Origin of the sequence: Thiomicrorhabdus immobilis, assembly GCF_021654855.1 — a bacterium.
Classification (GTDB): Bacteria; Pseudomonadota; Gammaproteobacteria; order Thiomicrospirales; family Thiomicrospiraceae; genus Thiomicrorhabdus; species Thiomicrorhabdus immobilis.
In genome coordinates this window covers 695088-718942 of sequence record NZ_AP024202.1, presented here as the reverse complement: position 1 = coordinate 718942, position 23855 = coordinate 695088, and the positions used below count along the sequence as shown (strand labels likewise).

Annotated in this window: 23 protein-coding genes; 12 read left to right on the top strand and 11 right to left on the bottom strand. The window is 42.9% G+C overall.

Annotated features, from left to right (window positions below; genetic code table 11):
• Window positions 1–34 precede the first annotated feature (34 nt).
• Window positions 35–1441: a type I glutamate--ammonia ligase gene (gene glnA, locus L6421_RS03135; RefSeq protein ID WP_237263127.1), complete on the top strand. Its 1407-nt coding sequence runs from the start codon at window positions 35–37 to the stop codon at window positions 1439–1441.
• Window positions 1442–1556: 115 nt separating this feature from the next.
• Here glnA and glnE read toward each other — a convergent pair whose 3' ends face one another.
• Entirely contained in the window at window positions 1557–4304 is a 2748-nt protein-coding gene (gene glnE / locus L6421_RS03130) for a bifunctional [glutamate--ammonia ligase]-adenylyl-L-tyrosine phosphorylase/[glutamate--ammonia-ligase] adenylyltransferase (RefSeq protein WP_237263126.1), read from the bottom strand.
• A 177-nt stretch (window positions 4305–4481) separates the two neighbouring features.
• Window positions 4482–5258 carry a class I SAM-dependent methyltransferase gene (locus L6421_RS03125; protein ID WP_237263124.1) on the bottom strand — a complete coding sequence of 259 codons (777 nt, stop codon included), beginning with the start codon at window positions 5256–5258 and terminating at the stop codon, window positions 4482–4484.
• A 178-nt stretch (window positions 5259–5436) separates the two neighbouring features.
• Here L6421_RS03125 and L6421_RS03120 point away from each other — a divergent pair, with 178 nt between their 5' ends.
• The 3 genes from L6421_RS03120 to L6421_RS03110 all read left to right on the top strand — a co-directional run bounded on the left by L6421_RS03120 (window position 5437) and on the right by L6421_RS03110 (window position 7800).
• Complete coding sequence (locus L6421_RS03120) at window positions 5437–5775, top strand: P-II family nitrogen regulator (protein ID WP_237263123.1); 339 nt, start codon at window positions 5437–5439, stop codon at window positions 5773–5775.
• An 18-nt stretch (window positions 5776–5793) separates the two neighbouring features.
• A complete protein-coding gene (amtB, locus tag L6421_RS03115; RefSeq protein WP_237263122.1) occupies window positions 5794–7041 on the top strand; it encodes an ammonium transporter AmtB in 1248 nt (415 codons plus the stop codon).
• A gap of 288 nt (window positions 7042–7329) precedes the next feature.
• Window positions 7330–7800: a flagellar basal body-associated FliL family protein gene (locus L6421_RS03110; RefSeq protein WP_237263120.1), complete on the top strand. Its 471-nt coding sequence runs from the start codon at window positions 7330–7332 to the stop codon at window positions 7798–7800.
• Window positions 7801–7879: 79 nt separating this feature from the next.
• On the opposite strand, the gene L6421_RS03105 is transcribed toward L6421_RS03110, so the two are convergent.
• Entirely contained in the window at window positions 7880–8314 is a 435-nt protein-coding gene (locus L6421_RS03105) for a hypothetical protein (protein ID WP_237263116.1), read from the bottom strand.
• 71 nt (window positions 8315–8385) lie between these two features.
• Here L6421_RS03105 and L6421_RS03100 point away from each other — a divergent pair, with 71 nt between their 5' ends.
• From L6421_RS03100 to L6421_RS03080, 5 genes are all read left to right on the top strand, one after another.
• Window positions 8386–9177, top strand: a complete 792-nt coding sequence (locus tag L6421_RS03100) for a flagellin N-terminal helical domain-containing protein (RefSeq protein WP_237263114.1) — start codon at window positions 8386–8388, stop codon at window positions 9175–9177.
• 271 nt (window positions 9178–9448) lie between these two features.
• The gene (locus tag L6421_RS03095; protein ID WP_237263112.1) at window positions 9449–12217 is read left to right on the top strand and encodes a valine--tRNA ligase; all 2769 of its coding nucleotides are present in this window, start codon (window positions 9449–9451) and stop codon (window positions 12215–12217) included.
• Window positions 12195–12917 carry a TIGR04211 family SH3 domain-containing protein gene (locus tag L6421_RS03090; protein WP_237263109.1) on the top strand — a complete coding sequence of 241 codons (723 nt, stop codon included), beginning with the start codon at window positions 12195–12197 and terminating at the stop codon, window positions 12915–12917. Before L6421_RS03095 ends, L6421_RS03090 begins: the two co-directional genes overlap by 23 nt.
• A 380-nt stretch (window positions 12918–13297) precedes the next feature.
• Window positions 13298–14146: a sulfurtransferase gene (locus tag L6421_RS03085; protein WP_237263107.1), complete on the top strand. Its 849-nt coding sequence runs from the start codon at window positions 13298–13300 to the stop codon at window positions 14144–14146.
• 23 nt (window positions 14147–14169) lie between these two features.
• Window positions 14170–14637 carry a CopD family protein gene (locus tag L6421_RS03080; RefSeq protein ID WP_237263106.1) on the top strand — a complete coding sequence of 156 codons (468 nt, stop codon included), beginning with the start codon at window positions 14170–14172 and terminating at the stop codon, window positions 14635–14637.
• A 76-nt stretch (window positions 14638–14713) separates the two neighbouring features.
• Here L6421_RS03080 and L6421_RS03075 read toward each other — a convergent pair whose 3' ends face one another.
• The 8 genes from L6421_RS03075 to L6421_RS03040 form a co-directional block, all read right to left on the bottom strand.
• On the bottom strand, window positions 14714–15406 hold the full coding sequence (locus tag L6421_RS03075; RefSeq protein ID WP_237263104.1) for a DsbC family protein: 693 nt from the start codon (window positions 15404–15406) through the stop codon (window positions 14714–14716).
• 205 nt (window positions 15407–15611) lie between these two features.
• The gene (gene xerD / locus L6421_RS03070) at window positions 15612–16535 is read right to left on the bottom strand and encodes a site-specific tyrosine recombinase XerD (RefSeq protein WP_237263103.1); all 924 of its coding nucleotides are present in this window, start codon (window positions 16533–16535) and stop codon (window positions 15612–15614) included.
• Between the two features lie 180 nt (window positions 16536–16715).
• The gene (gene rplS / locus L6421_RS03065; RefSeq protein ID WP_237263102.1) at window positions 16716–17063 is read right to left on the bottom strand and encodes a 50S ribosomal protein L19; all 348 of its coding nucleotides are present in this window, start codon (window positions 17061–17063) and stop codon (window positions 16716–16718) included.
• A 131-nt stretch (window positions 17064–17194) separates the two neighbouring features.
• Window positions 17195–17893: a tRNA (guanosine(37)-N1)-methyltransferase TrmD gene (gene trmD / locus L6421_RS03060; protein WP_446033472.1), complete on the bottom strand. Its 699-nt coding sequence runs from the start codon at window positions 17891–17893 to the stop codon at window positions 17195–17197.
• Window positions 17883–18404, bottom strand: coding sequence for a ribosome maturation factor RimM (gene rimM, locus L6421_RS03055; RefSeq protein ID WP_237263101.1), 522 nt, complete (start codon window positions 18402–18404; stop codon window positions 17883–17885). Before rimM ends, trmD begins: the two co-directional genes overlap by 11 nt.
• A gap of 34 nt (window positions 18405–18438) precedes the next feature.
• The gene (gene rpsP, locus L6421_RS03050) at window positions 18439–18675 is read right to left on the bottom strand and encodes a 30S ribosomal protein S16 (RefSeq protein ID WP_237263095.1); all 237 of its coding nucleotides are present in this window, start codon (window positions 18673–18675) and stop codon (window positions 18439–18441) included.
• 272 nt (window positions 18676–18947) lie between these two features.
• The gene (gene ffh / locus L6421_RS03045) at window positions 18948–20333 is read right to left on the bottom strand and encodes a signal recognition particle protein (protein ID WP_237263094.1); all 1386 of its coding nucleotides are present in this window, start codon (window positions 20331–20333) and stop codon (window positions 18948–18950) included.
• A 137-nt stretch (window positions 20334–20470) separates the two neighbouring features.
• Complete coding sequence (locus L6421_RS03040) at window positions 20471–20686, bottom strand: hypothetical protein (protein ID WP_237263093.1); 216 nt, start codon at window positions 20684–20686, stop codon at window positions 20471–20473.
• Between the two features lie 24 nt (window positions 20687–20710).
• Between L6421_RS03040 and L6421_RS03035 the strand changes: the two genes are divergently transcribed.
• The 3 genes from L6421_RS03035 (at window position 20711) to L6421_RS03025 (ending at window position 23745) form a co-directional block, all read left to right on the top strand.
• Window positions 20711–21502 (top strand): cytochrome C assembly family protein, encoded by a 792-nt coding sequence (locus L6421_RS03035; protein WP_237263090.1) that lies wholly within the window; start codon window positions 20711–20713, stop codon window positions 21500–21502.
• 127 nt (window positions 21503–21629) lie between these two features.
• The gene (locus L6421_RS03030) at window positions 21630–22928 is read left to right on the top strand and encodes an HlyC/CorC family transporter (protein WP_255695495.1); all 1299 of its coding nucleotides are present in this window, start codon (window positions 21630–21632) and stop codon (window positions 22926–22928) included.
• On the top strand, window positions 22921–23745 hold the full coding sequence (locus L6421_RS03025; protein WP_237263083.1) for an inositol monophosphatase family protein: 825 nt from the start codon (window positions 22921–22923) through the stop codon (window positions 23743–23745). The genes L6421_RS03030 and L6421_RS03025 overlap by 8 nt, the downstream gene beginning before the upstream one ends.
• The last annotated feature ends 110 nt before the right edge of the window (window positions 23746–23855 follow it).

The following is a 23855-nucleotide window of genomic DNA, read 5'->3' as shown; positions in this document are numbered from 1 at the left end:
ATTTTTATTTTCACAGCTGAAAAAGGACAACAAAATGCCACAAGCTATTTTTGATATGATTAAAGAGAATGATGTTAAATGGGCTGACTTGCGTTTTACCGATACACACGGTAAAGAACAACACGTAACCATCCCAGCATCAAAAGTAGACGAAGACTTCTTCACTGATGGTGAAACGTTCGACGGTTCATCGATTGAAGGCTGGAAGGGCATTAACGATTCTGACATGTTGCTTATCCCACAAACTGATGGCGCAGTGTTAGACCCTTTCACTAACGACCCTACTATCATTATTCGAATGATGATCGTATCTCCTGCAACAATGGAATCTTATGAAAAAGATCCTCGTGGTATTGCTAAAAAAGCAGAAGCTTACCTAGCATCAACTGGCGTTGCTGACTCTGCATTCTTTGGTCCTGAGCCTGAATTCTTCATCTTTGACGATGTTCGCTGGGGTGAAGACATGTCTGGAACTTTCGTTAAGATCGATTCTGGTGAGTCTGACTGGGAATCTGCTCGTGAACTAGAAGGCGGAAACATGGGGCACCGTCCTAAGGTTAAAGGTGGATACTTCCCAGTTCCTCCAGTTGACCAACTACATGAAGTACGTGCTGACATCTGTGCCATGGCTGAAGCTATGGGTCTAGAAATCGAAGCGCACCACCACGAAGTAGCATCAGCTGGTCAGTGTGAATTAGCGGTTTCTGGTAACACTTTAACAGCGAAAGCGGATGAAGTTCAGATCCTTAAATATGTGGTACACAACACCTGTCACGCTTTAGGTAAGACGGCGACTTTCATGCCTAAGCCAATCGTTGGTGATAACGGTTCTGGTATGCACATCAACATGTCTCTTTCTAAAGATGGTAAAAACATCTTTGCTGGTGATGTTTACTCAGGTCTATCACAAGAAGCGATCTGGTACATCGGTGGTCTAATGAAGCATGCTCGTGCACTTAACGCCTTCACTAACCCTGGAACTAACTCTTATAAGCGTTTGGTTCCTGGTTTTGAAGCACCGGTACTGATTGCATACTCTGGTAAAAACCGCTCAGCTTCAATCCGTATCCCTTATGCTCCATCTGAGCGTTCGCGTCGTGTTGAGCTACGTTTCCCAGATCCAACAGCTAACCCATACCTAGCATTCACAGCTTCATTAATGGCTGGTCTTGACGGTATCCTTAACAAGATTGATCCAGGCGAGCCTTCAGAGAAAGATTTATATGATCTAACTCCAGAAGAAGAAGCGGAATACAATACTGTTTGTGCCTCTTTAGAAGAAGCGCTAGAAGCTCTTGATCAAGATCGTGAGTTCTTGAAAGCGGGTGGCGTATTCACTGATGAAGCAATCGATTCTTACATCAAACTTAAAATGCATGATGTTACTCGTATGCGTGCAACAACTCACCCAATTGAGTTCGACATGTACTACTCTTCTTAATTCTTTAAGATTAGTCATAAAAAACCCGCTTAATGTTTTCATTAAGCGGGTTTTTTTATAGCTGAATTTTAAAGCCACCAGGCCTGGTGGCTTTCATATTTTTCAACATCAACCACTAACTTTCAAGCATCAAACGCTGCCAAGTAGCTTTAACCGCCTCTCTATTTTCAAGATAACAATCACTGAAAACCAACGGTTTTTCATTTGCCAAAGCAACACGGTGGTACTTTTCACGATAGGTCTTATAAGCCTCCGTCAACATTCCTACCGTTTCACTAGATAATAAACCGACTTTTGCAACCTCTTCAAGAATCCGCACATTATCGGTATAAGAAGCCAACCCTGGATATTGATTGGCATAGGCCAGTACCAAAAATTGCATCATAAATTCGATATCGACAATACCACCTGCACCCTGTTTTAAATCAAAGATATCGTCACTACTTTTATCTAAGGAGTCTTTCATCTTCTGGCGCATTTCAACCACACTTTCGCGCACCGTATGAATGTCTCGAGCCTGCTTCAAAAACGCCTCCCTGAACGTTTCAAACGCAGCCTTGCTTTGCGCATCACCCGCAACCGCTCGCGCACGAACCAAAGCTTGATGCTCCCAGTTCCACGCCTTATTTTCGATATACTGCATGTAACTATTGAAATCGGTCACCAACATCCCAGAATTACCATTGGGACGTAACCGGGTATCCACTTCATACAAGCGGCCTGAAGGCATCACCGTCGACAGCAGTGAAATCACTTTTTGCCCCATTCGAATAAAGTAGATGGCGTTATCCAAAGTTTTTCCACCAGGATTAACCGTTTGCTCACTTGAAGCGACTCCCTCATACAAAAACACCACATCCAAATCCGAACCGAAGCCGAGCTCTAACCCACCTAGCTTACCGTAACCAAGAACCAAGAACGGATTTCGCGGCGAATCCACATTTAGACCGCCCGGCAAGCCACTGCGTTGTTGCATCAATCGCCAAGCGAACTCAACACTGACATTCAACACCGCTTCTGCAATCCAACTTAGATAATCACTCACTTTCATTAACGGTAAGTGCCCGGTGACATCAGCGGCGGCCACTTTAAACACCTGGGCATGTCGCCACTGACGCAACTCATCCATAAACAACTCTTCATCCAAACCCGTTTCAACCAATAAAGCATTGGCCTGAGCTTGAAGCTCATCCGCTTTAAGCGGTGCATAGAGATCCCTTTCATCCAACAACTGGTCTAACAGAGCTGGATACTTGATCAACATCTCGGTCAACCAGGCACTTGCTTCACACAGGGCAACCAAGTGCTCCAACGCTTCCGGATTCTCTTTGATCAATACCAAATAGACACTTCTTTTGGTAATCGCCTCAATAACGGACAACACTCTTTTTAAAGTCTCCAACTCCATTTCCGGTGAAATCAACGCCTTCAAAACAAAAGGCATCACCTCATCCAAACGCTCCGCCCCCTCTTTACTTAAGGTTTGCACTTGACGACCGGCTTTAAAATCGATTAATAACTTAGCCACATTGCCAGCCAACCCTTCTGGCAAGCCAAAAGACTCCAACCCCTGCAATTCATCCAAATCACTCGCCCACAAGCTGGTCATATCATCACGTACGGCACATTCCGCTTCTTGAGCGAACACTTCATTAAATTGCGACTCAACGAATTCTCTATGCTGGTTTAAGACCTTGTAAAACCCGGCATAATCCTCAAACCCCATGGAATTGGCCAATAAAACACGCTGATTTTCATCGGTTGGTAAATCATGGGTTTGCTGATCTCCCCACATTTGCAAACGGTTTTCTGTGGTTCTTAAAAAACGATAAGCGTCCACCAGTTTGGAATAGACTTCGTCTTCCAAAAACTCATGCTCATTCAATGTCTTGAGCGTAGGCAACAAGGAACGACTTTGCAACGCCTTATCCCGCCCACCATGCACCAACTGAAAAGCTTGAGCGATAAACTCAATTTCACGAATCCCGCCTGCACCTAGTTTGACGTTATCGATCATGCCTTTTTTGGCCACCTGCTCGGCAATCATCAATTTCAGCTCTCGCAAGGAATCCATCGCACTAAAATCGACATATCGACGGTAAACAAAAGGACGCAAAATATTGAAGAGCTCCTCTCCCTGCGCTTTATCTCCCGCCATAATTCGGGCTTTAACCAGCGCATAACGCTCCCAAGCACGCCCGTGAATCTCATAATAATGCTCAAGACTGGCAAAATTGACCGCCAATGGCCCCGCATCACCAAATGGACGTAGACGCATATCCACTCGATACACAAATCCATCATTAGTGACATCGACCAGCGATTTATTCAACGCCTGTCCCAGCCGGATAAAGAACTGTTCATTGGAGATGCTTTTTGCCGCCCCTTCTGTCTCACCACCTTCCGCATAGGTAAAAATCAAGTCAACATCAGATGAAAAATTCAGCTCTTGCCCTCCTAGTTTTCCCATTCCGATGACAATCATCTTTTGCGGCTGACCGGATTCCCTGCCGATTGGTGTGCCGTAGCGCTCACAAAAACGTTGATAATGCCAGTCTAAAGCGGCGCCAACCAAAGCATCCGCCAATTCCGAAGTTGCCGAAACCGTTTCCTCCAATTGCGCAAGCTGCTGTAAATCACGCAATGCAATCCGTCCCATCATCCAGTTACGCTGCACCCTTAATCTTTGCACCAATTCGGCATCCGTTGCCGCTGAGAAAACCTCCGCATACACACGTTCATAGAGGTGGTTTTGCGACCACTGAGCTTCATAACTAGCTGGCTCTAAAAGATCTGGGTAACGCTTGGTCAACCTCTCAACAAAAGGGCTCCAAGAAAGGATTTTTTCAACGGAATGGGACATTTTCTCTCCAGAAATCTAGATGAATTTAACGCAAACCACTCTATACCGAGTCGGTTCAACGAAGTTAATTTATTTACTTTAGACCCAGTTCTACCAGGCCTGGTTGTTTTACATCAATTTTAAAATAAAAATCATCGAAAACAGCCCTGTCTTTATATTATTTAACTCAACAGCTGTTTAAAGCCTATATATATAAAGAATGGTTTTACGACTATCAGACAACTCCCAAACCTCACTCGGCTCAACATCAGGTACAGCAAAACTGTTAGAAACAAAAATTGAACCCGGCAACATTTCTTCTTTTACCTTATTCCATAATCGAGGCATCGGCTCAGGGGATAGAAAAGCATACACCACATCATAGTATGCCAATTCGGTCTTCCACATATCCATCGCAAAGGTCTGCCCACCCCTCAATGCCGTAATCATCTTTGAAATCAAATAAGGAATCGGTGCGGTTTCAACGCCATGAGATTCGGCTACCGGTTTAAGCTGAGACATAAAGGCCACATTACCGCCCAAACCACAACCTAAATCCAAAAAGCGAACACGGCGCTTACGTTTGACCAAATTCTTAAGCGCTTCACGAGTTGTATTATTCGTTAGATAAAGCGGCACACGCTCTTTAAAGGCATTGGCGAACACCATCCAAACTACTACAAAAATAACCAACGCCCAAATTGGGTCAAACTTGAGTAGCACCCCTAAATACAAACCAACAGGAATAAAAAACTGTATCCAACGCCACCAACACGGCAAGCCTAATCTACAACTCACCAAAGAGGCCAACAAAGCCTGAATAAAAACCAATCCCCAATAAGGATAAGGCGGACTAATCACTGCAGGCGCCAAATACACACCGACTGTAACCACAAGCAATACCCCAAGCTGAATGAGTAGCGCTAAAACTATCTTAGGTAGCCGCTGCAAACCCCCTCCTTTAAATCGCACCATTTAAAAACACATTCGCACCAACAAAATACAAATAAACTTCTATAAATTCAAATTCATCAGAAAAAACCACTGAAAATAAACATAACCAATTGTTTTTATTTGATTTATATGTATTTGGCACATCCAGTGTTATATCAAAGGCGAACATTATATTCATTAATTTATCCGAGAGGTTAGTATGAAACTGGTAGTTGCAATTATCAAACCTTTTAAACTCGATGACGTACGCGAAGCACTTCATGATATTGACGTGCAAGGTATGACTGTAACAGAGTCTAAAGGTTTTGGCCGTCAAAAAGGCCACACAGAGATCTATCGTGGTGCAGAGTACGCGATTGAGTTTTTACCTAAAATCAGATTGGAAATCGCAGTGAGCGATGAAAAGCTAGATAGCGTTATTGAAGCCATCAGCACATCGGCTAAAACTGGAAAAATCGGTGACGGCAAAATCTTTGTCATGCCTCTAGAACAAACTGTACGAATTCGTACAGAAGAAACTGGCGACATCGCTCTATAAGAAGAAAGGAAATTGATCATGGAACAAGTACTACAATTAAGTTACGCGCTTGATACCTTCTACTTCCTAATGTCAGGTGCATTAGTTATGTGGATGGCCGCTGGTTTTGCAATGCTGGAAGCCGGCCTTGTGCGTTCAAAAAACACAACAGAAATCTTAGCTAAGAACGTTGGTCTTTTCGCCATCGCTTGTATTATGTATATGTTAGTCGGTTATAACATTATGTATCCTGGCGAAGCGGTAAACAGCTTCTTCCCTGGAATTAGCTTCCTAATTGGTGGTGACAATGCCGTGGCATCTGTTATTGCTGGTGGTGATGACGCACCTTATTATTCAGGTATGTCTGACTTCTTCTTCCAAGTAGTATTCGTTGCAACGGCTATGTCGGTTGTTTCAGGTGCGGTTGCTGAACGTATGAAGTTAATGGCTTTCTTCGCTTTCGCTATCGTATTCACTGCGTTCATCTATCCAATGCAAGGTTTCTGGAAATGGGGTGGTGGTTTCCTAGATGGTTTAGGCTTCCTTGACTTCGCAGGTTCTGGTGTTGTTCACATGGCTGGTGCATCTGCTGCTCTTGCTGGTGTATTACTACTAGGCGCTCGTAAAGGTAAATATGGTGCAAACGGTGAATCTCGTGCGATTCCTGGTGCTAACCTTCCTTTAGCTACTTTAGGTACTTTCATCCTATGGTTAGGTTGGTTCGGTTTCAACGGTGGTTCTGAGCTTAAAATCTCAAACGTTGAAGAAGCAAACGCAGTAGCAATGGTTTTTGTTAACACCCTTATGGCCGCTGCTGGTGGTGTGATCGGTGCGCTATTAATGTCTAAAATCAAGTTCGGCAAAGCTGACTTAACAATGATGCTTAACGGTGCTCTAGCAGGTCTAGTAGCGATCACAGCTGAACCTTTAACGCCAACGGCTTTAGAAGCGACTTTAATCGGTCTTGTAGGTGGTATCATCGTAGTATTAGCTATCCTAATCATCGACGCTAAATTCAAAATCGATGATCCTGTAGGTGCTATCTCAGTTCACGGTGTTGTAGGTATCTTCGGTCTAATCGCAGTAACTTTCACAAACCCTGACGCTTCTATCGTAGCTCAGCTAACTGGTATCGGTGTGATCTTTGCATGGGTATTCGTAACAAGCTTAATCGTTTGGGGAATCATCAAAGCGGTTATGGGCATCCGAGTTACTGAAGAAGAAGAGTACGAAGGTGTTGACCAATCAGAATGTGGTATGGAAGCTTACCCTGAGTTTACAAAATAAACTCAAAGTCTTAAAAACTAAATAGTGTTTATCTAGAAAACACAGTCTCCTCATTGACTTAGTTTAAACCCCGCGCCCGCGGGGTTTTTTTATAGCCAAAACAAAGTACCAGCCACAACCCCATCGTGTAAATACTCCACCTAAACATCACCATTTAACGCTTTTAGAATTTGAGCAACAAAAAACGATATGACTTCTAAAAATATCCGGAATAAGGCAGAATACCCCCTATAAATAGACATTGATCCACACCCCGTCCATAACGTCACAAAGTTAAGAGTCCACTAAATGAAGCAACAACCCACTAAAACCTTTTTTCACGCACTCTTTATCAGCGGTCTACTTTGCTCGCCATTCACCTCTGCAATGGCTTCGGATGAAGCACAAGGAATGAGTTACTCGCCAAAATATAAACAGTTTGAAGCACCTAAAGAACGTATCCCCAAATACTTCTCAATGGAAAAGGTTGTCGTCAATTTCAGAGGAGAAGGTAAAGCTAAATTTCTTGCGGTAGATTTTAAATTCATGTCTTACTATCCACAAATCGTGGAAACGGAAATGGAGCATTTGCGCCCCATTCTTAAAAACGACATTGACCGTGTATTACGCAACCAAACCTATTCAAAACTTAAGACCCCTGCTGGACCGGATGAACTCCGCGCAGAAGTCTTAAAAGTGGCACGTGATATTTTAGAAAAACATAAACTCTACCCAGACCTACTGGAAGATGTTTATTTAGACCGTTTTGTCATGCAGTAACAAAACACTGAGTTGAAAATACAAAGTTACCAGGCCTGGTAACTTTAATCTTGAGTGGTTAAAAACATCCACTAAAGAGTTATAAATTGCGAATCTTATAAAGCCATTTCAATAAAACCATCTTCAAGGACGGTTTTATTTCGATTGGATGATTAAATTTCAACAGCACCGCCGTTTCATTCGGACTATAAAGCGGATGATTTTTCCAATCCATCAAGTCCTCATAAGAAAAACCACTATCTAAAGCGATAAGCTGCCACGGCAAATCCTGCACATCTTCGGCATCTAATGCCACTGGGCCATTTTCGGTAATTTGCAACGGAATCTTCTCTTCAATAAATACCGCTTTCGCTTTGCCAGACTCCATCCAAATCCTTACCACCTCACCCTTTTGAAGCAGGGTTCCATAAGGTAAAAACTGATAAGTAGCATCTAAATTCGATACCGCATTATCAACCAAAGGAGGACCTTCCGGGAACTTAAACTGGCAGTAACCACCTGAACAACAAGACATTTTTACTTTCCCTTACCGCTAATTGAGCGTAAAATTAAATTATCAAAACAATTTTATTTGGAGATTTTATCATGGCAATCAATGGTTATTCCCCAATTACATCGAGTTTATATACTCCAGGTGTAAACTCGGCATCACAAAGTTTAGCAAGCGGACAACGCATCAACCAAACGGCTGATGACGCGGCCGGGCAAGCGGTAGTGACTTCTCTCACCTCTCAAATCAACACCCAAGACATGGCTACCCGTAATGCCAATAGTGGAATTTCTGCATTACAAACAGTTGATGGAGCCAGTGAATCGATTGCTACTTATCTTCAAAGAATGAATGAACTCGCTATCCAATCGGCAAATGGCACACTCAATAACAGCCAAAGAAGTGCGCTTAACCAAGAGTTCCAGCAAAACCTTCAAGGGATAAATCAGGTTGCTGAATCCACCTCTTTTAATAACCAAAATTTATTGAATGGTGATACAGCTAGCCTAAATATCGCCCTCGGAGATTCAACAACAACCCTGAATCTGCCAAACCTCACCAGTAACGGCCTCGCCATTAACGGTTTAGATATCAGCAACCCAACGGGAGCGACATCTGCGCTTGGTAGCATTACCACAGCACTTGAGCAGATCAGTACGCAACGTGGTGAATTTGGCGCTCAACAAAATGGTTTAAGTTCGGCAATCAACAATATTCAAAGCCAAAATAGCAATGCGTATGCGGCTCGTAGTCAAATCAACGATAGTGATTATGCTCGCTCAATCACAGAGCAGGTACGTCAAAACATCTTACAAGATAGCGCTGTGGCGATGCAGGGACAGAGCAACCAATCTAGAGCCTCCGTGTTACAACTTTTAAACAGTTAGATTACTCTCCTCCTCCAATAACCTACGGCAGTTTAACTGCCGTTTTTTTTCGCCACACTCCTTAAACATCTTACCAACCCCTATTCTTTTGGCTCATCCCTGATGAGAATTAATTGCCTTTAGTTGCACAAGCGCCCGATGGCAATAATATTCATAAGAAATTTCTCTACTTTTTAAGAGGCAAACTAAAGTTAGTTAAGACATAGCGTTATCTGATTGTTATAATCACGCGATTATTATTTTAAAAAATTACAAGCAGATTAAGAGTTCTATGGAAAAGCATTTCGACCCCAATACAATCGAGACAAAGTGGTATCAAACCTGGGAAAACCAAGGATATTTCAAACCACAGAAACCTGACGCAGACCCTTACAGCATCATGATTCCGCCGCCCAATGTGACGGGTAGCCTGCATATGGGGCATGCATTCCAAGACACCATTATGGATACTTTAATCCGCTACAACCGCATGAAAGGCAATGACACCCTTTGGCAACCAGGTACCGACCACGCTGGAATCGCCACACAAATGGTGGTAGAGCGTCAACTTGCAGCAAAAGGTTTAACCCGCCACGATTTGGGGCGAGAGAAGTTCATTGAGAAAATCTGGGAATGGAAAGAAGAGTCCGGTGGTACCATCACCAAGCAACTTCGCCGCATGGGAGCGTCACCGGACTGGAGTCGTGAACGTTTCACTATGGATGACGGCTTATCTGACGCGGTGAAAGAAGTCTTTGTAAAACTCTATGAAGAAGATTTGATTTACCGCGGAAAACGCCTAGTAAACTGGGATCCTATCCTGCACACAGCGGTTTCGGATTTAGAAGTTATCTCTGAAGAAGAGCAAGGCAACCTATGGCACATGCGTTACCCGCTAACGGACGGTTCTGGATATTTAGTAGTGGCGACCACCCGCCCAGAAACCATGCTGGGTGACCAAGCCGTTGCGGTTCATCCAGACGACGAACGCTACCAACACCTCATCGGTAAAACCATCACTCTGCCATTGGTTGGCCGTGAAATTCCGATTATCGCCGACGATTACGTAGATTTAGAATTTGGAACGGGTTGTGTAAAAATCACTCCTGCTCACGATTTTAACGACTACGAGATGGGCAAACGTCACAACTTACCGATGTTGAATATCTTCACGATTGATGCCGCCATCAATGAAGAGGCTCCAGAAAAATACCAAGGTTTAGACCGTTACGAAGCACGTAAGCAAATCGTGGCGGATTTGGATGCCTTAGGCCTGATTGAAGATATCAAACCGCACACCTTGATGGTGCCACGTGGTGACCGCTCTCATGCTGTCATTGAACCATTCTTGACGGACCAGTGGTATGTTGCGGTTGCAGAATTGGCTAAACCTGCGATTGATGCGGTCAAAAACGGCGACATCGAATTTGTACCTAAAAATTGGGAAAACACCTATTTTGAATGGATGAATAATATCCAAGACTGGTGTATTTCTCGCCAAATCTGGTGGGGACACCGTATTCCAGCCTGGTATGACAACCAAGGCAAGGTTTATGTTGGCCGTGATGAAGCCGAAGTGCGCGCTAAACATAACTTGGCTGCCGACATTGAACTAAACCAGGATAACGATGTGTTAGATACCTGGTTCAGCTCGGCTTTATGGACATTCTCTACATTAGGCTGGCCAGAGAAGACTCCGGAACTGGAGAAGTTCCACCCTACTTCGGTATTGGTTACCGGTTTTGACATCATCTTCTTCTGGGTAGCTCGTATGATCATGATGGGCTTGAAGTTCACTGGTGAAGTGCCGTTCAAGCAGATTTACGTGCACGGTTTAGTTCGTGATGGCGAAGGCCAAAAAATGTCTAAATCAAAAGGCAACGTACTTGACCCTATCGACCTAATTGACGGTATTGAGCTTGAAGACCTGGTTAAGAAACGTACCTACGGCATGATGCAGCCAGAAAAAGCCGCACAAATTGAAAAAGCGACTCGCAAACAATTTTCCGATGGCATTCCAGCCTTTGGAACAGATGCTTTACGCTTCACTTTCGCTTCTCTGGCTTCGACTGGACGTGACATTCGTTTCGACTTGAACCGTGCCGAAGGTTACCGCAACTTCTGTAACAAATTATGGAACGCCACCCGTTATGTATTGATGAATACAGAAGGTTACGACACGGGTGTGGACGAATCTTTAGAAGTTGAGTACTCCCTTGCAGACCGTTGGATTACTTCACGTCTACAAGAAGTGGAAGCCGAAGTTGCAAAACACTTTGCCAGCTACCGTTTTGACTTAGCCGCAACCGCACTGTATGAATTCACCTGGAACGAATATTGTGACTGGTATTTAGAGTTGGCTAAGCCAATTCTAAACAAAGACAGTTCTGACGCAGCAAAACGCGGTACCCGTAAAACATTGGTTCGAGTATTGGAAGCGTTATTGCGTTTGCTACACCCAATCATTCCATTCATTACTGAAGAAGCGTGGCAAGCGGTCGCACCTTTAGCCGGCAAGCATGGCAATACCATTATGCTTGAGCCTTACCCTGAAGCGGACGAAAGTAAAATTGACACGAATGCCGTAGCTGAACTGGAATGGGTTAAACAGTTTATTGTCGGTGTGCGTAAGATCCGCTCTGAAATGGACATTGCACCAAGTAAAGCCCTTGAGGTTTTATTGGCCGGCTTGAATGAAAACGACCAGGCCTGGTTAGACAACAACCAAGTGTTCCTACAGACTTTAGCCAAACTCGAAAGCATCACCGTTTTACAAAACGAAGCGGATGCTCCTGAATCCGCTGTGGCTTTAGTAGGTGAAATGAAGGTGTTGATTCCTATGGCCGGGCTAATCGATAAAGATGCCGAATTGGCGCGTTTAGGTAAAGAAATTGCAAAACTGCAAGGCGAAATCAAACGTTTAAGCGGCAAGCTAAACAATGCTGGGTTTGTTGCCAAGGCACCCGAAGAGGTGGTGGCAAATGAACGCAAAAAACTAAGCGACTACGAAACCGCTCTTAACAACCTTGAGGCTCAACATGACAAAATTCAGCAACTTTAAATCTGTTAAGCGTGCTTCATTGAGCATGCTATTGGCTGCAAGCATTGGCATTATCTCGCCTTTAAATGCAGCACAAGCCGCCGAAAAAGGCTACACCAACTATATCAGCGACTCTCTTGAAGTTCCTATGCGTCGTGGCGCGGGTTACAAATTCAAAATTTCACGTATGCTCAAGTCGGGTGAAGCGGTCAAAATCCTCGAAGTGGATAAGTCAGGCTGGGCACAGGTTCAGTATCAAAAATCTGGAAAAACCTATATAGGCTGGTTGCCTTCAATTGTACTGCAGAACCAACCGGTCGCTATCGACCGACTTGCCGCTCAGATTAAAAAGACGACCGATGTAGAAGAAAAGTACAACGCTCTGCAACAGGAACTCTCTACTTTAAAAACTCGCTTTGAAGAGACCAACTCGCAGTTATCGACAACCAAACAAGAGAAATTCGAGTTAGGTAAGGAGTTGGAGCGTTTAAAGGAAATCTCTAGTAATGCCGTGGAGTTGGACGAGCAAAACCAACAGATGAAAATGCGATTGACGCAGCTTGAAAATCAAAATACGATTATGAAAGAGCAAATTGATCAGTCTGACGACTCTGTCAAACGCCAATGGTTCTTAACCGGTGGCGGGGTCTTATTACTTGGCTTAATTTTAGGTCGCTTCTTTAGGCCACCTGGAAAGCGTAAAAAATGGGGCGAACTATAAACGTTAACAACCTTAACGTTATAACATCCTATTTATGACTATAACCTCCTAACCTACAAAAAAGCCCTCGAATGAGGGCTTTTTTAATCCTTCAAATACCTCTCCAATAAGTCATCATCTATATAATTGTATGAATTTGTATCTTTTAGATAACATTTAAAAACAATTAAGAACATAAAACACTTCTAAGCTTACCCTTATTTACCACTAATACTCTTTAGCATATTGATATTATTAGAATTAATTCTTTCGGTGTAAGTCATGCTGAACATGACCCAAGAACGAATAAAATTCGTCGATTCTGCAAATTACTTTATTAACGGTTAAACAGACAACGTGGTCCTAAAACCAAAACAAAAAAACCAAAAGGATACCAAACCATGTCAAACCCGTTATTAATCAATGCATCACAACTACAACAAAAGAGTGTTACTGATGAGGTCGTTATCATCGATACACGCTCTCCAGAAGCTTTTGCTGTAGGTCACATCCCCAATGCTGTGAATATTCACGACATATTCACATTTTTAGCAAGTTCAACACCAGAGGGAATTGAAGAACTCAAAAACAAATTTGCAAAAACATTCGGTACTGCCGGCTTATCTGGTCCCGAGACAGCTATTCTATATGAAGACTCTCTAGACACAGGATTTGGTCAATCTTGCCGAGGTTACTTTTTATTAAGTTACCTCGGCTATGAAAACATTAAGATTCTACAAGGAGGTTATCAAAGCTGGCTGGCTGAAAATTTTCCTATCAGCAAGGAGCCTTCAACACCAATAGCAAAACAATTTCCTTTAAAGGAGACTGGCAATACCTTGATGGTGAACAAAGATGACGTATTGGCGGCACTGGAAACAGAAATTAAATTGCTTGACGTGCGTGATGTGGATGAATGGATTGCAGATAGTTCATCCCCTTATGGTAAAGACTTCAGCCCTAGAAAAGGACGCTTGCCAGGTGCAGTTTGGATCGAATGGTACAGAATGATGAAGCCTGGAATGGTTCCTATGTTCAAATCTCCTGATGAGATATTGGCAGAATGTCAAACAGTAGGCATAGACAAGAAAACACCGATTTACCTATACTGTTTTAAAGGGGCACGAGCCTCGAACACCTTTGTTGCCCTGAAATCTGCAGGCATAGAAAATGTTAAGATGTATTTCGGTTCATGGAATGAATGGTCACAAGACCCAAGCCTACCAATTGAAGAAGGTCTACCTTTTTAATTAATATCAATTGAGATAACAAAATGACTCTATTAGACATGATAGCAATAACTTTACACCTTATTTCCGCAATTCTTTGGATTGGGGGAATTTTTTTGGTATATCAAGTGTTTCGACCTGCTGCCATGTCTTTAGAGCCATCGATACGATTACCGCTCTTTCTCAATATCTTCAACAGGTTCTTTCCATGGGTTTGGCTATTTATTATTTTACTTGTTATCACCGGTTATTGGGATTGGCAAAATAGGTTTTCCATCAATGAGACGAGCGCTTTCTATATACACGCTATGAATATTATTGGCTGGATCATGATTGCCTTATTTGCTTACCTATACTTCAAACCTTTTCAGCAATTAAAGTTAAAAGTTGCACATGGCGAATACCCGGAAGCAGGAAATATTATTCAAAAACAGATGAAGCCGATTATTATCATCAATTTTTCACTTGGGATTATCGAAGCTATTATCGGCACAACAGGTCCATACTGGTAAAACAAGCTACAAAATAATTGCTACAAAAAAGCCCTCATTCGAGGGCTTTTTTTACGATAATTCAACTTAAGTTTATTTAAGGTGTATTCAGAATCGCAATTAGCTTTTTAGCAGGAACATAGCCAGGTAAAAGTTCACCGTTCTCTAGAACGATATTAGGCGTGCCGTTTACTTCAAATTCTTCAGCATACTTTAAATGCTGATTCACAGGATTTTTACACTGCTTGTTTTCAGGCTTCATCCCAGCCATCGCATTATCCATCGCTTTCAACGGGTCTTTAGCGCACCAGACTGAAACAGCCTTGAAATAAGAAGGAGACCCCATCCCCGCTCTTGGATAAGCGATATAGCGCACATTCACACCAGCGGCATTTAAGGCTGGCACCTCTTTATGTAGTTTTTCGCAGTAAGGACAGTCAATATCCGTAAACACGGTGATTGTATGCTTGGCCTTGTCTTGCCCACCCTTAGCAGGGAAAACGATTAAACTGGACGCATCAATGCCGTCTAACGCCGTTTTTCTCGCAGTGGCCAACGCATCTTTGGTTAAGTTTTTCCCGGCATCCAAATCAATCATGTTGCCGTTCACAAGGATTTTTCCGTCTTTTGACATATAGACTACGGTCATTCCTACCTGAACTTGATAAAGACCAGCGACAGCGGTTTCGGTGATCAGAGCCTGACTTGCATCTGTTGGAATAATACTCTGTAGACGCTTTTGGATTGCATCCGTTTCACTCGCTGCAAAAACCGAAGTGTAAGCGGACATGAAAAACACTCCGCTGAGCAAACTGATTAAAATTTTATTTTTTCCTGATTCAAGCATAACGAAAAGCCCTTTATTCCTATATCCAATCACAACGATTAATAATTTTTGATGTTAACTAACAGCTAGTTTCTGTCGATTTGCACATCATACCTGAGTCGTAGACAAGAAACATGACACAAGCATGACGAATATCCACGTCAAGGCATTATCCGCGCGGATGGTGTTGTTGATGTAGTTTATGCAAACGTTCTTTAGCCACATGGGTATAGATTTGTGTGGTTGATAGATCACTATGCCCCAACAACAACTGTACCGTTCTTAAATCCGCTCCATGGTTGATCAAATGGGTGGCAAAAGCATGACGTAATGTATGCGGGGATAGATTGACATGGATTCCCGCATCAAACGCCAAATTTTTAATTCGATGCCATAAGGTTTGTCGAGTCATCGGCCGGCCGATTCGAGAGATGAACAAGGTATTCACCCATTTGTTCTTGCTCAAAAACGGACGCGATTCTTTTATATATTTTTCAAGCCATTCAACCGCCAACTCTCCAAGCGGCACAATACGTTCCTTACTGCCCTTACCGGTCACCTGAACCAGGCCTGCTGATAAATTGACCTGCTCAAACGGCAATTCGACCACTTCAGAAACACGTAAACCGCTTGCGTACATCAGCTCCAAAATCGCCCTATCTCTTATTCCCAAAGGTGTGTATTCATCCGGTGAATACAATAACGCCTCAACTTGAGCTTCGGTAATGACCTTTGGAATGCTTTTGGGTAATTTGGGAGCCTTAACCAACGCCGTTGGATCCATTTCAAAATACTCATTGCTCGCCCCCCATTGGTAAAAACGTTTAAGGGTAGATAGCAAACGGGCATTGCTCTTTTCTTTCCGCCCTTCTGACTGTAAATAAAGCATAAAGGACTCAACCCCCTCAGCGGAGATGCTTTCAATCGTTTGTTGATGAATATCGGACAACCAGGCCTGGTAGAGTTTTAAATCACGTTGATAAGCAGACAAAGTATTGGTACTTAAACCTTCCGAGAACTGGAGATAACGCAGAAATTCGGTGATTTTTGGATCAAATTGAAATATTTCTTTTTGAGCAGATGATTTTTTCATGCTGATAAGTATAGCTGAGAGTGAATCCATCAATCTCAATTATTAACACCTTGCATTTGGATAAATTTCAAATTCCCAAAGCATAAAAGTAAAAATGCCCCGCAATCCAAAAGATTACGAGGCATTTTTTGCACAAGAAAAAATTTCTTGAACCGACTTAGAAGTAAAACTTCTTGGCGATTATACTTTTTCTTTAATACGTGCTGCTTTACCAGATAGGTCACGTAGATAGTATAGTTTCGCACGACGAACCGCACCACGACGCTTAACAGCGATGCTGTCAACTAATGGACTATAAGTCTGGAAAGTACGCTCAACACCAACACCGTGTGAGATTTTACGCACGATGAAGTTAGAGTTGATGCCACGGTTTTTCTTAGCGATAACCACACCTTCAAAAGCCTGAAGACGCTCGTTTTTACCTTCTACAACCTTAACCTGTACTACAACAGTGTCACCAGCCTGGAAAGCTGGGATTTCTTTAGTCATTTGCTCAGCTTCAATACGCTGAATGATATCATTTTTCATTTTAAAACTACTCCAAATCAGAAAAACTCAAGTCTTTCTGAATTCCATTTTATCCAACATTCATTAACTCTGGCGCTAATCAGAGGTTGAATCCAAGTTTTTGAAACCTTTAATAAATTAAAAACTTCTTACTATTTTTTACCAGATAGTAAATCTGGCCGACGTTGCTGTGTTCTTGCTAACTTCTGTTCTTGTCGCCAAGCGTCAATTTTAGCGTGATTGCCTTCCAGCAAAACGGCTGGAACCGTCATTCCATCAACCTCTTCAGGCCGAGTGTAATGCGGACAATCTAACAAGCCATCGGAAAAAGAGTCTTGTTCCGCTGATTGGTTATGCCCTAATGCACCAGGAATCAGTCTGATGACTGAATCCATCAACATCATCGCCGGGAGCTCGCCCCCACTCACCACAAAATCGCCGATACTAATCTCTTCATTCACAGATGATTCGATTAATCGCTCGTCGACGCCTTCATAACGTCCACACAGCAAAGTCAGGTTTTTGTACTGAGATAACTGCGCCACCTTCTGCTGCGTTAAAGGCTGACCTTGTGGCGATAAATAAACCACATGGGGTTTTTCACCATTGTCAGTTTCACACGCCGCGTCAATCGCGTTCAGCGTATCTTTTAACGGCTGATACATCATGACCATTCCTGGCCCGCCCCCGTAAGGACGATCATCAACCGTTTTATGTTTGTCTAAAGTAAATTGACGAGGATTCCAAGTATTGAGTTGATACAGTCCAGATTGATTTGCTCGGCGACTTACTCCTGATTCCGTCAATGCACTAAACATCTCCGGAAACAAGGTAATCACATCAAATCTCACTGTCAGCTTCTTCCAATTCCCAGTCAACCACAATCTGTTTTTTATCCGTGTCTACACTCAAAATAAATTTATCCATGACAAATGGAATCAATTCATTATGTTCGCCTGTGACACGTAAAACATCATGTACGCCTGTTTCTATTAAATCTTTAACCGTACCAACAACCGTACCGTCTTCCAACAATACTTGGCAACCGATTAAATCGATCCAGTAGAGTGAATCTTTACGGTTGGTTAATTGCGATTCTTCAATCGCGATTTCACACCCCATATATTCACGAGCGACATCCCTGTCATCTACTTTGTCTAACTTGGCCACCAAGGTTTTACCACCTTGCTGAACCTTTGAGTCAGTAATACTGACTTGTCGCCATTCGCCTTTGCATTTAATCCACCAAGGCGAATAACTTAGAATATTTTCGCGTGGGTCGGTATGAGAAAAAATCTTCACCCACCCATTAACACCAAAAACACCGTTAATCGAACCGACAATTAATTTTTCTGTAGACATAAATCTATCGCCTTAGCTGTCGGTTGATGAATGATTAAGCGTTTTTTAGGATGCTAGCAACACGAGGACTCATCTGAGCGCCTTGAGCAACCCAGTGATCAACTCTCGCCTGATCAACACGAACTTTTTCTTCTTGACCTTTAGCAATCGGGTTAAAGAAACCAACTTGCTCAATGAAACGACCAGTAGCTTTGTTACGCTGATCAGCTACAACCATTTTATAGAAAGGACGCTTTTTAGAACCACCACGGGCTAAACGGATTACAACCATTTTAATCTCCAATATTAAATCAGGCGATGAAGAGTACTCTCTTCAACAATGTCTTCTATTAAGAAATCTCTTTGATTTCTTTACGATTTTTCATCCACACAGGAATGAGAAGCGGAATTATACAGAGTTTATGCCTATTATTCAAACAGTTAAATGCATTCTTTTTAAGAAAATCAGCGATTTATTTCATTAAACGGCTGAAGTAAAAAAGCCACTGATTTTACCCAGTGGCTTTTTATTGAAACTTACTAAACTTAACAATTGGTAAAGGTCTAACGCATACCCGGCGGCAAACCACCCATCCCCCCCATACCAGGAGGAAGCTTACCAGCAAGACCACGCATCATGTTCTTCATGCCGCCGCCTTTCATCTTCTTCATCATTTTTTGCATTTGGGTAAACTGTTTTAACAACTTGTTCACATCTTGCACCGAAGTACCCGAACCCATTGCAATACGACGTTTACGCGAACCTTTTATCACCGTAGGGAAACGACGTTCCTGCCTGGTCATCGAGTGAATGATCGCTTCTAAACGTTTGAACTCTCTAGCGGCCACATCTTCATTAACCTGGCCTGCAAGCTGCCCCATTCCTGGCAACTTGCCCATCAAACCGCCAACACCACCCATGCTATTGATTTGCTGTAATTGCTCCAAGAAATCCTCTAAATCAAACGCACCGGATTTTTGGATTTTCTGGGCAAACTTCTGGGCTTTTTTATGGTCGATTTTTGCTTCGGCTTCTTCGATTAAGCTTAATACATCCCCCATACCCAAAATACGGCCAGCCATACGGTCTGGATGGAATGGCTCGAGGGCATCGGTTTTTTCACCCGCACCGATGAACTTGATTGGCTTACCAGTGATTTCACGAATCGAAAGTGCCGCACCACCACGTGCATCACCATCGGTTTTAGTCAGAATCACACCACTTAGCGGTAGAGCATCATTAAACGCTTTAGCGGTATTAGCGGCATCTTGCCCTGTCATCGAATCTACAACAAATAGCGTTTCACAAGGATTGATGCTGCTATGAAGTTTTTGCACTTCTTGCATCATTTCATCATCGATGTGAAGACGACCGGCCGTATCCAAGATTAAAACATCGGCAAACTGTTTTTTAGCTTCAGCATAGGCGTTTTTGGCGATGGCAATCGGATCTTGGTCTGCAGAAGAAGGGAAGAACAGCACATCGACTTGTTCCGCCAATGTTTCCAGCTGTTTAATCGCCGCTGGACGATAAACATCGGCAGACACCACCATGACTTTTTTCTTTTCGCGTTCTTTTAACCACTTGGCTAATTTAGCTACCGAAGTGGTTTTACCCGCACCCTGTAAACCGGCAACCATGATGACCGCTGGCGGCTCTACATTGAAGTTGAGTGGCTCGGCTTCATTACCCATCACTTCAGCCAGCTGCTCACGCACAATCTTAATAAAGGCTTGTCCAGGATTTAAGCTGGTAGAAACCTCTTGACCGATCGCTCGCTCTTGAACTTGGTTGATAAAGCTTTTGACAACCGGCAAGGCTACGTCGGCCTCAAGTAATGCGCGGCGTACATCACGCAATGCATCTTTAATATTTGATTCGGTTAAACGACCTTGACCACGAATGGCCTTGAAGGTCTTGTTTAAACGATCCGATAAATTGTCAAACATGAAAACTCCTAAAACATGCCTACATCATGCCTATATACCGCGCTATGAGGCTTTAAATGCAGACTAACTTGTGTATAACTTGATAATAATCCGCATATTATAGCGGAAATAGAATTTAGAAATGGCATTGACTGTGTTTAGGCTGAACACAAAAACCAACGAGATGAAACCAACCAGGCCTGGTCAATTCTGTAATGCAAGCCGCCACGGCAAATACACCAATAATTAAATCGGCAATCAATGGAAAACCGATTAGCGATAACACGTAATATTTTAGCCAGATAGATTGCCTTTTTCATCCAGGTCTGAGTTACAATGTTACGCATATATTTTAAATTCATACGATTTTTCATGACTAACTTTAGGGTTTGATATCAATGTTATCAACAGGAATCATTGCTGTACTTGCTAGCCTCTTATATTTTTACGCCAGCGCCATTATCTGGCAAAAAATTCAATCGCCGACCCAAACCGATATTCGCCCTAAAATCATTAAGATTATCTTTGTTGCCGTCTTACTGCACGCCTATTCGTTAAGTGATACCTTATGGTTACACTCAAGCATTTTCTTCCATATAGGTAACGGCCTTTCCATGGTTGCAGTCTTAGCCTCGGCTATCTTATTGGTCACCCACCTCAATAAACCAACCGAAACCTTAGGGATTTTCATCTATCCTCTAGCCGCATTAAGCACCTTGATTCCGCTAGCGATGACATCTCCCATTCAGCTACCGATAGAACTTGGTAGTCATGTATTAATTTCGGTTGCTGCGTACAGCATTATGGGAATTGCCACTGCACAAGCCATTTTATATGGCGTGCAGGAGCGAAACTTCAAAGCAAAACGCTTAACCAAGCTGATGAAAGCCCTACCGCCGTTACAGGTCATGGAGAGCACACTTTTACAGTTAGTGAAAATCGGTTTTATCTTTTTGACCTTCGCCCTAATCAGCGGAGCATTCTTTGTAGAGAATTTATTTGAACAACATCTTATTCATAAAACCTTCTTCGCCATTCTTGCATGGCTGGTTTATGGACTGTTCTTATTCGGCCAAGCCAAATATGGTTGGCGTGGGCAGACTGCAGCCCGTTACACGATTTGGGCTTATTTCCTATTAATTCTCAGTTACCTTGGTACAACCATCGTTCTTCAATATGTAGTGGCTTAAACTCTTTGCTGGTCGGGTTCAATCCAACCGGCGAAAACGTCTTGGTTTTTCTGTTTTGCATTTTTGCTTTTTTCAATTGAGATGAAAAGGTATAATTCCGTTTCACTCATAACCGATTAGAAAGACATTGAATTCCTTAGACATTTCAACCCTATTTGGGATTTTAGTTTTACTTATAATTCTGTCCGCATTATTTTCCAGCTCCGAAACCAGCATGATGGCGCTCAATCGCTATCGCCTAAAACATCAAGTTAAGTCCGGACACAAGGGCGCAAAACTTGCGCAAAAACTACTAGAGTCTCCCGACCGCCTACTCGGCGTGATTTTGCTGGGTAACAACTTCGTTAATATCTTTGCCTCATCGATTGCCACCATCATTGCCATGAAACTCATGGGAGAAGCCGGGATTGCAATTGCAGCTGGATTATTAACCATGGTAGTCTTGGTGTTTGCAGAAGTCGCCCCAAAAACCCTTGCGGCCATTTATCCCGAAAAAATCGCCTACCCGGCCGCTTATGCATTAACACCGCTGTTGAAAGTCTTATCGCCAATTGTTTGGTTAGTAAACTTTTTCGCCAACGGTTTTCTGCGCCTATTCAGGGTCAATGTTAAAAATGCCGACGACAACCATTCATTAAGCCATGAAGAATTACAAACGCTTATCTATGAGGCAACAAGCCAGTTACCAGAACAATACCGTTCAATGCTGTCGAGTGTGCTTGAATTGGAAAACGTGACTGTTGAAGACGTTATGATTCCCAAGCAAGATATGTATGCCGTGGATGTTGACCAACCGATTGAGCAAATTTTAAAGGCCATTCAAAAATCGCCGTATACACGCGTGCCGATTTATCGCGGTTCTTTGGATGAGGACTTAATCGGCATCCTGAACCTAAGACGTGCTTTGCCGGTTTTAATGCGTTCTGAAGTGACGCTAAAAGACATCATCAAAATAACCCGTCAGGCGTACTTTGTTCCTGAAACCACCTCGTTAAATGTTCAGCTGGCTAAATTCAATGACAATAAACGTCGTATGGCTTTGATTGTGGATGAATATGGTGACTTGCAAGGTCTACTTACCATGGAAGATTTACTTGAAGAAATTGTAGGTAAACTTTCCACCGATGCCAAAGCCAAACCGATTGAAGAAACGGTTGCTTTTCATGAAGATGGTAGCATGACCATCGATGCCTCGGAATTTATCCGAGACTTGAATAAAGCCTATGACTTAAGCCTACCTACCGATGGCCCAAAAACCCTCAATGGTTTAATACAAGAAGTATTGGAAGAACTGCCTTCTCCTGGTACTTGCATCAAGATCGATGAATATGTTCTCGAAGTAATTGAAACCTCTTCTAACGCGATTGAAGCGGTCAAACTTTCAACCTACACCGAGGTTAAACGCAAGAAGGTAAGTAATGACTAATCCAAACACGCTTTCACACCCTTTTAAACAAGAAGCTGAATGGCAAAAACTGCAAACAGGTATTGTCGCCTTAGCTAAAACCGAGGTGTTAGCGCGCTTTGAACAAGTGGGGGCTGAAGAGAAAGATGACGGCTCGCTATTAACTGAAGCCGATACGGAAATGCAAAAGCAAACCCAACAATTCCTTGCTCAAAATTGGCCACAATACGCTTTTTTAGGGGAAGAATCTTCAAGTGAAGAGCAAGAAGCGGCCATGAATAGGGATACAGGTTGCTGGATTTTAGATCCGGTTGATGGCACCAGCAACTTTGCCATCGGCATCCCTGTTTACTCCGTCTCTCTTGCTCTGATGATTCAAGGTAAACTGGTTGCTGGCCTGGTATATGACCCAAGCCGTGACGAGATGTTTAGCGCTAGAATTGGTCAAGGAGCACAACTTAATGGCAAACCGTTAATTGCCAACACGCCTAAACAAAGCCTTAAACAGTGTAGCGGCATTATCGATTTTAAACGCTTGTCTGCCGAATTGGCGACCAAAATAGCGACCCAATGCCCTTATTCATCACAACGCAGTTTTGGTTCGGTCTGTTTAGATTGGTGCTGGATTGCGGCAGGACGTGGCCAAGTTTATTTACACGGCGCACAAAATATTTGGGATTACGCTGCTGGCTGGCTGGTACTTGAAGAAGCCGGTGGTTATAGCTGTGACTTGAATAATGAAAGCGTTGTCGTAGCAAAAGTCATCAAACGTTCTGCGGTGGCGGCCACCACTAAACCGTTATTTGAAGAGTGGCGAAATTATCTAGAGATAAAATAATTTAAATCGTAAAAAAACAAACTTACCAGGCCTGGTAGATTGAATACTGAAAAGTTATTCAAAAGTTATCCACAGGTCTGAACACCGCCTCTAAACATAACTTTCCCTCT

What these genes read in the sequence shown, in the direction of transcription:
- L6421_RS03095 (WP_237263112.1), top strand. Translation starts at nt 9,449, where the DNA reads ATGGAAAAGCATTTCGACCCCAATACAATCGAGACAAAGTGGTATCAA.
- glnA (WP_237263127.1), top strand. Translation starts at nt 35, where the DNA reads ATGCCACAAGCTATTTTTGATATGATTAAAGAGAATGATGTTAAATGG.
- rpsP (WP_237263095.1), bottom strand. Translation starts at nt 18,675, where the DNA reads ATGGTTGTAATCCGTTTAGCCCGTGGTGGTTCTAAAAAGCGTCCTTTC.
- L6421_RS03035 (WP_237263090.1), top strand. Translation starts at nt 20,711, where the DNA reads ATGTTATCAACAGGAATCATTGCTGTACTTGCTAGCCTCTTATATTTT.
- L6421_RS03090 (WP_237263109.1), top strand. Translation starts at nt 12,195, where the DNA reads ATGACAAAATTCAGCAACTTTAAATCTGTTAAGCGTGCTTCATTGAGC.
- amtB (WP_237263122.1), top strand. Translation starts at nt 5,794, where the DNA reads ATGGAACAAGTACTACAATTAAGTTACGCGCTTGATACCTTCTACTTC.
- L6421_RS03125 (WP_237263124.1), bottom strand. Translation starts at nt 5,258, where the DNA reads ATGGTGCGATTTAAAGGAGGGGGTTTGCAGCGGCTACCTAAGATAGTT.
- rplS (WP_237263102.1), bottom strand. Translation starts at nt 17,063, where the DNA reads ATGAAAAATGATATCATTCAGCGTATTGAAGCTGAGCAAATGACTAAA.
- ffh (WP_237263094.1), bottom strand. Translation starts at nt 20,333, where the DNA reads ATGTTTGACAATTTATCGGATCGTTTAAACAAGACCTTCAAGGCCATT.
- L6421_RS03025 (WP_237263083.1), top strand. Translation starts at nt 22,921, where the DNA reads ATGACTAATCCAAACACGCTTTCACACCCTTTTAAACAAGAAGCTGAA.
- L6421_RS03120 (WP_237263123.1), top strand. Translation starts at nt 5,437, where the DNA reads ATGAAACTGGTAGTTGCAATTATCAAACCTTTTAAACTCGATGACGTA.
- L6421_RS03040 (WP_237263093.1), bottom strand. Translation starts at nt 20,686, where the DNA reads ATGAAAAATCGTATGAATTTAAAATATATGCGTAACATTGTAACTCAG.
- rimM (WP_237263101.1), bottom strand. Translation starts at nt 18,404, where the DNA reads ATGTCTACAGAAAAATTAATTGTCGGTTCGATTAACGGTGTTTTTGGT.
- L6421_RS03085 (WP_237263107.1), top strand. Translation starts at nt 13,298, where the DNA reads ATGTCAAACCCGTTATTAATCAATGCATCACAACTACAACAAAAGAGT.
- L6421_RS03080 (WP_237263106.1), top strand. Translation starts at nt 14,170, where the DNA reads ATGACTCTATTAGACATGATAGCAATAACTTTACACCTTATTTCCGCA.
- glnE (WP_237263126.1), bottom strand. Translation starts at nt 4,304, where the DNA reads ATGTCCCATTCCGTTGAAAAAATCCTTTCTTGGAGCCCTTTTGTTGAG.
- L6421_RS03075 (WP_237263104.1), bottom strand. Translation starts at nt 15,406, where the DNA reads ATGTCCGCTTACACTTCGGTTTTTGCAGCGAGTGAAACGGATGCAATC.
- L6421_RS03110 (WP_237263120.1), top strand. Translation starts at nt 7,330, where the DNA reads ATGAAGCAACAACCCACTAAAACCTTTTTTCACGCACTCTTTATCAGC.
- L6421_RS03105 (WP_237263116.1), bottom strand. Translation starts at nt 8,314, where the DNA reads ATGTCTTGTTGTTCAGGTGGTTACTGCCAGTTTAAGTTCCCGGAAGGT.
- xerD (WP_237263103.1), bottom strand. Translation starts at nt 16,535, where the DNA reads ATGAAAAAATCATCTGCTCAAAAAGAAATATTTCAATTTGATCCAAAA.
- L6421_RS03100 (WP_237263114.1), top strand. Translation starts at nt 8,386, where the DNA reads ATGGCAATCAATGGTTATTCCCCAATTACATCGAGTTTATATACTCCA.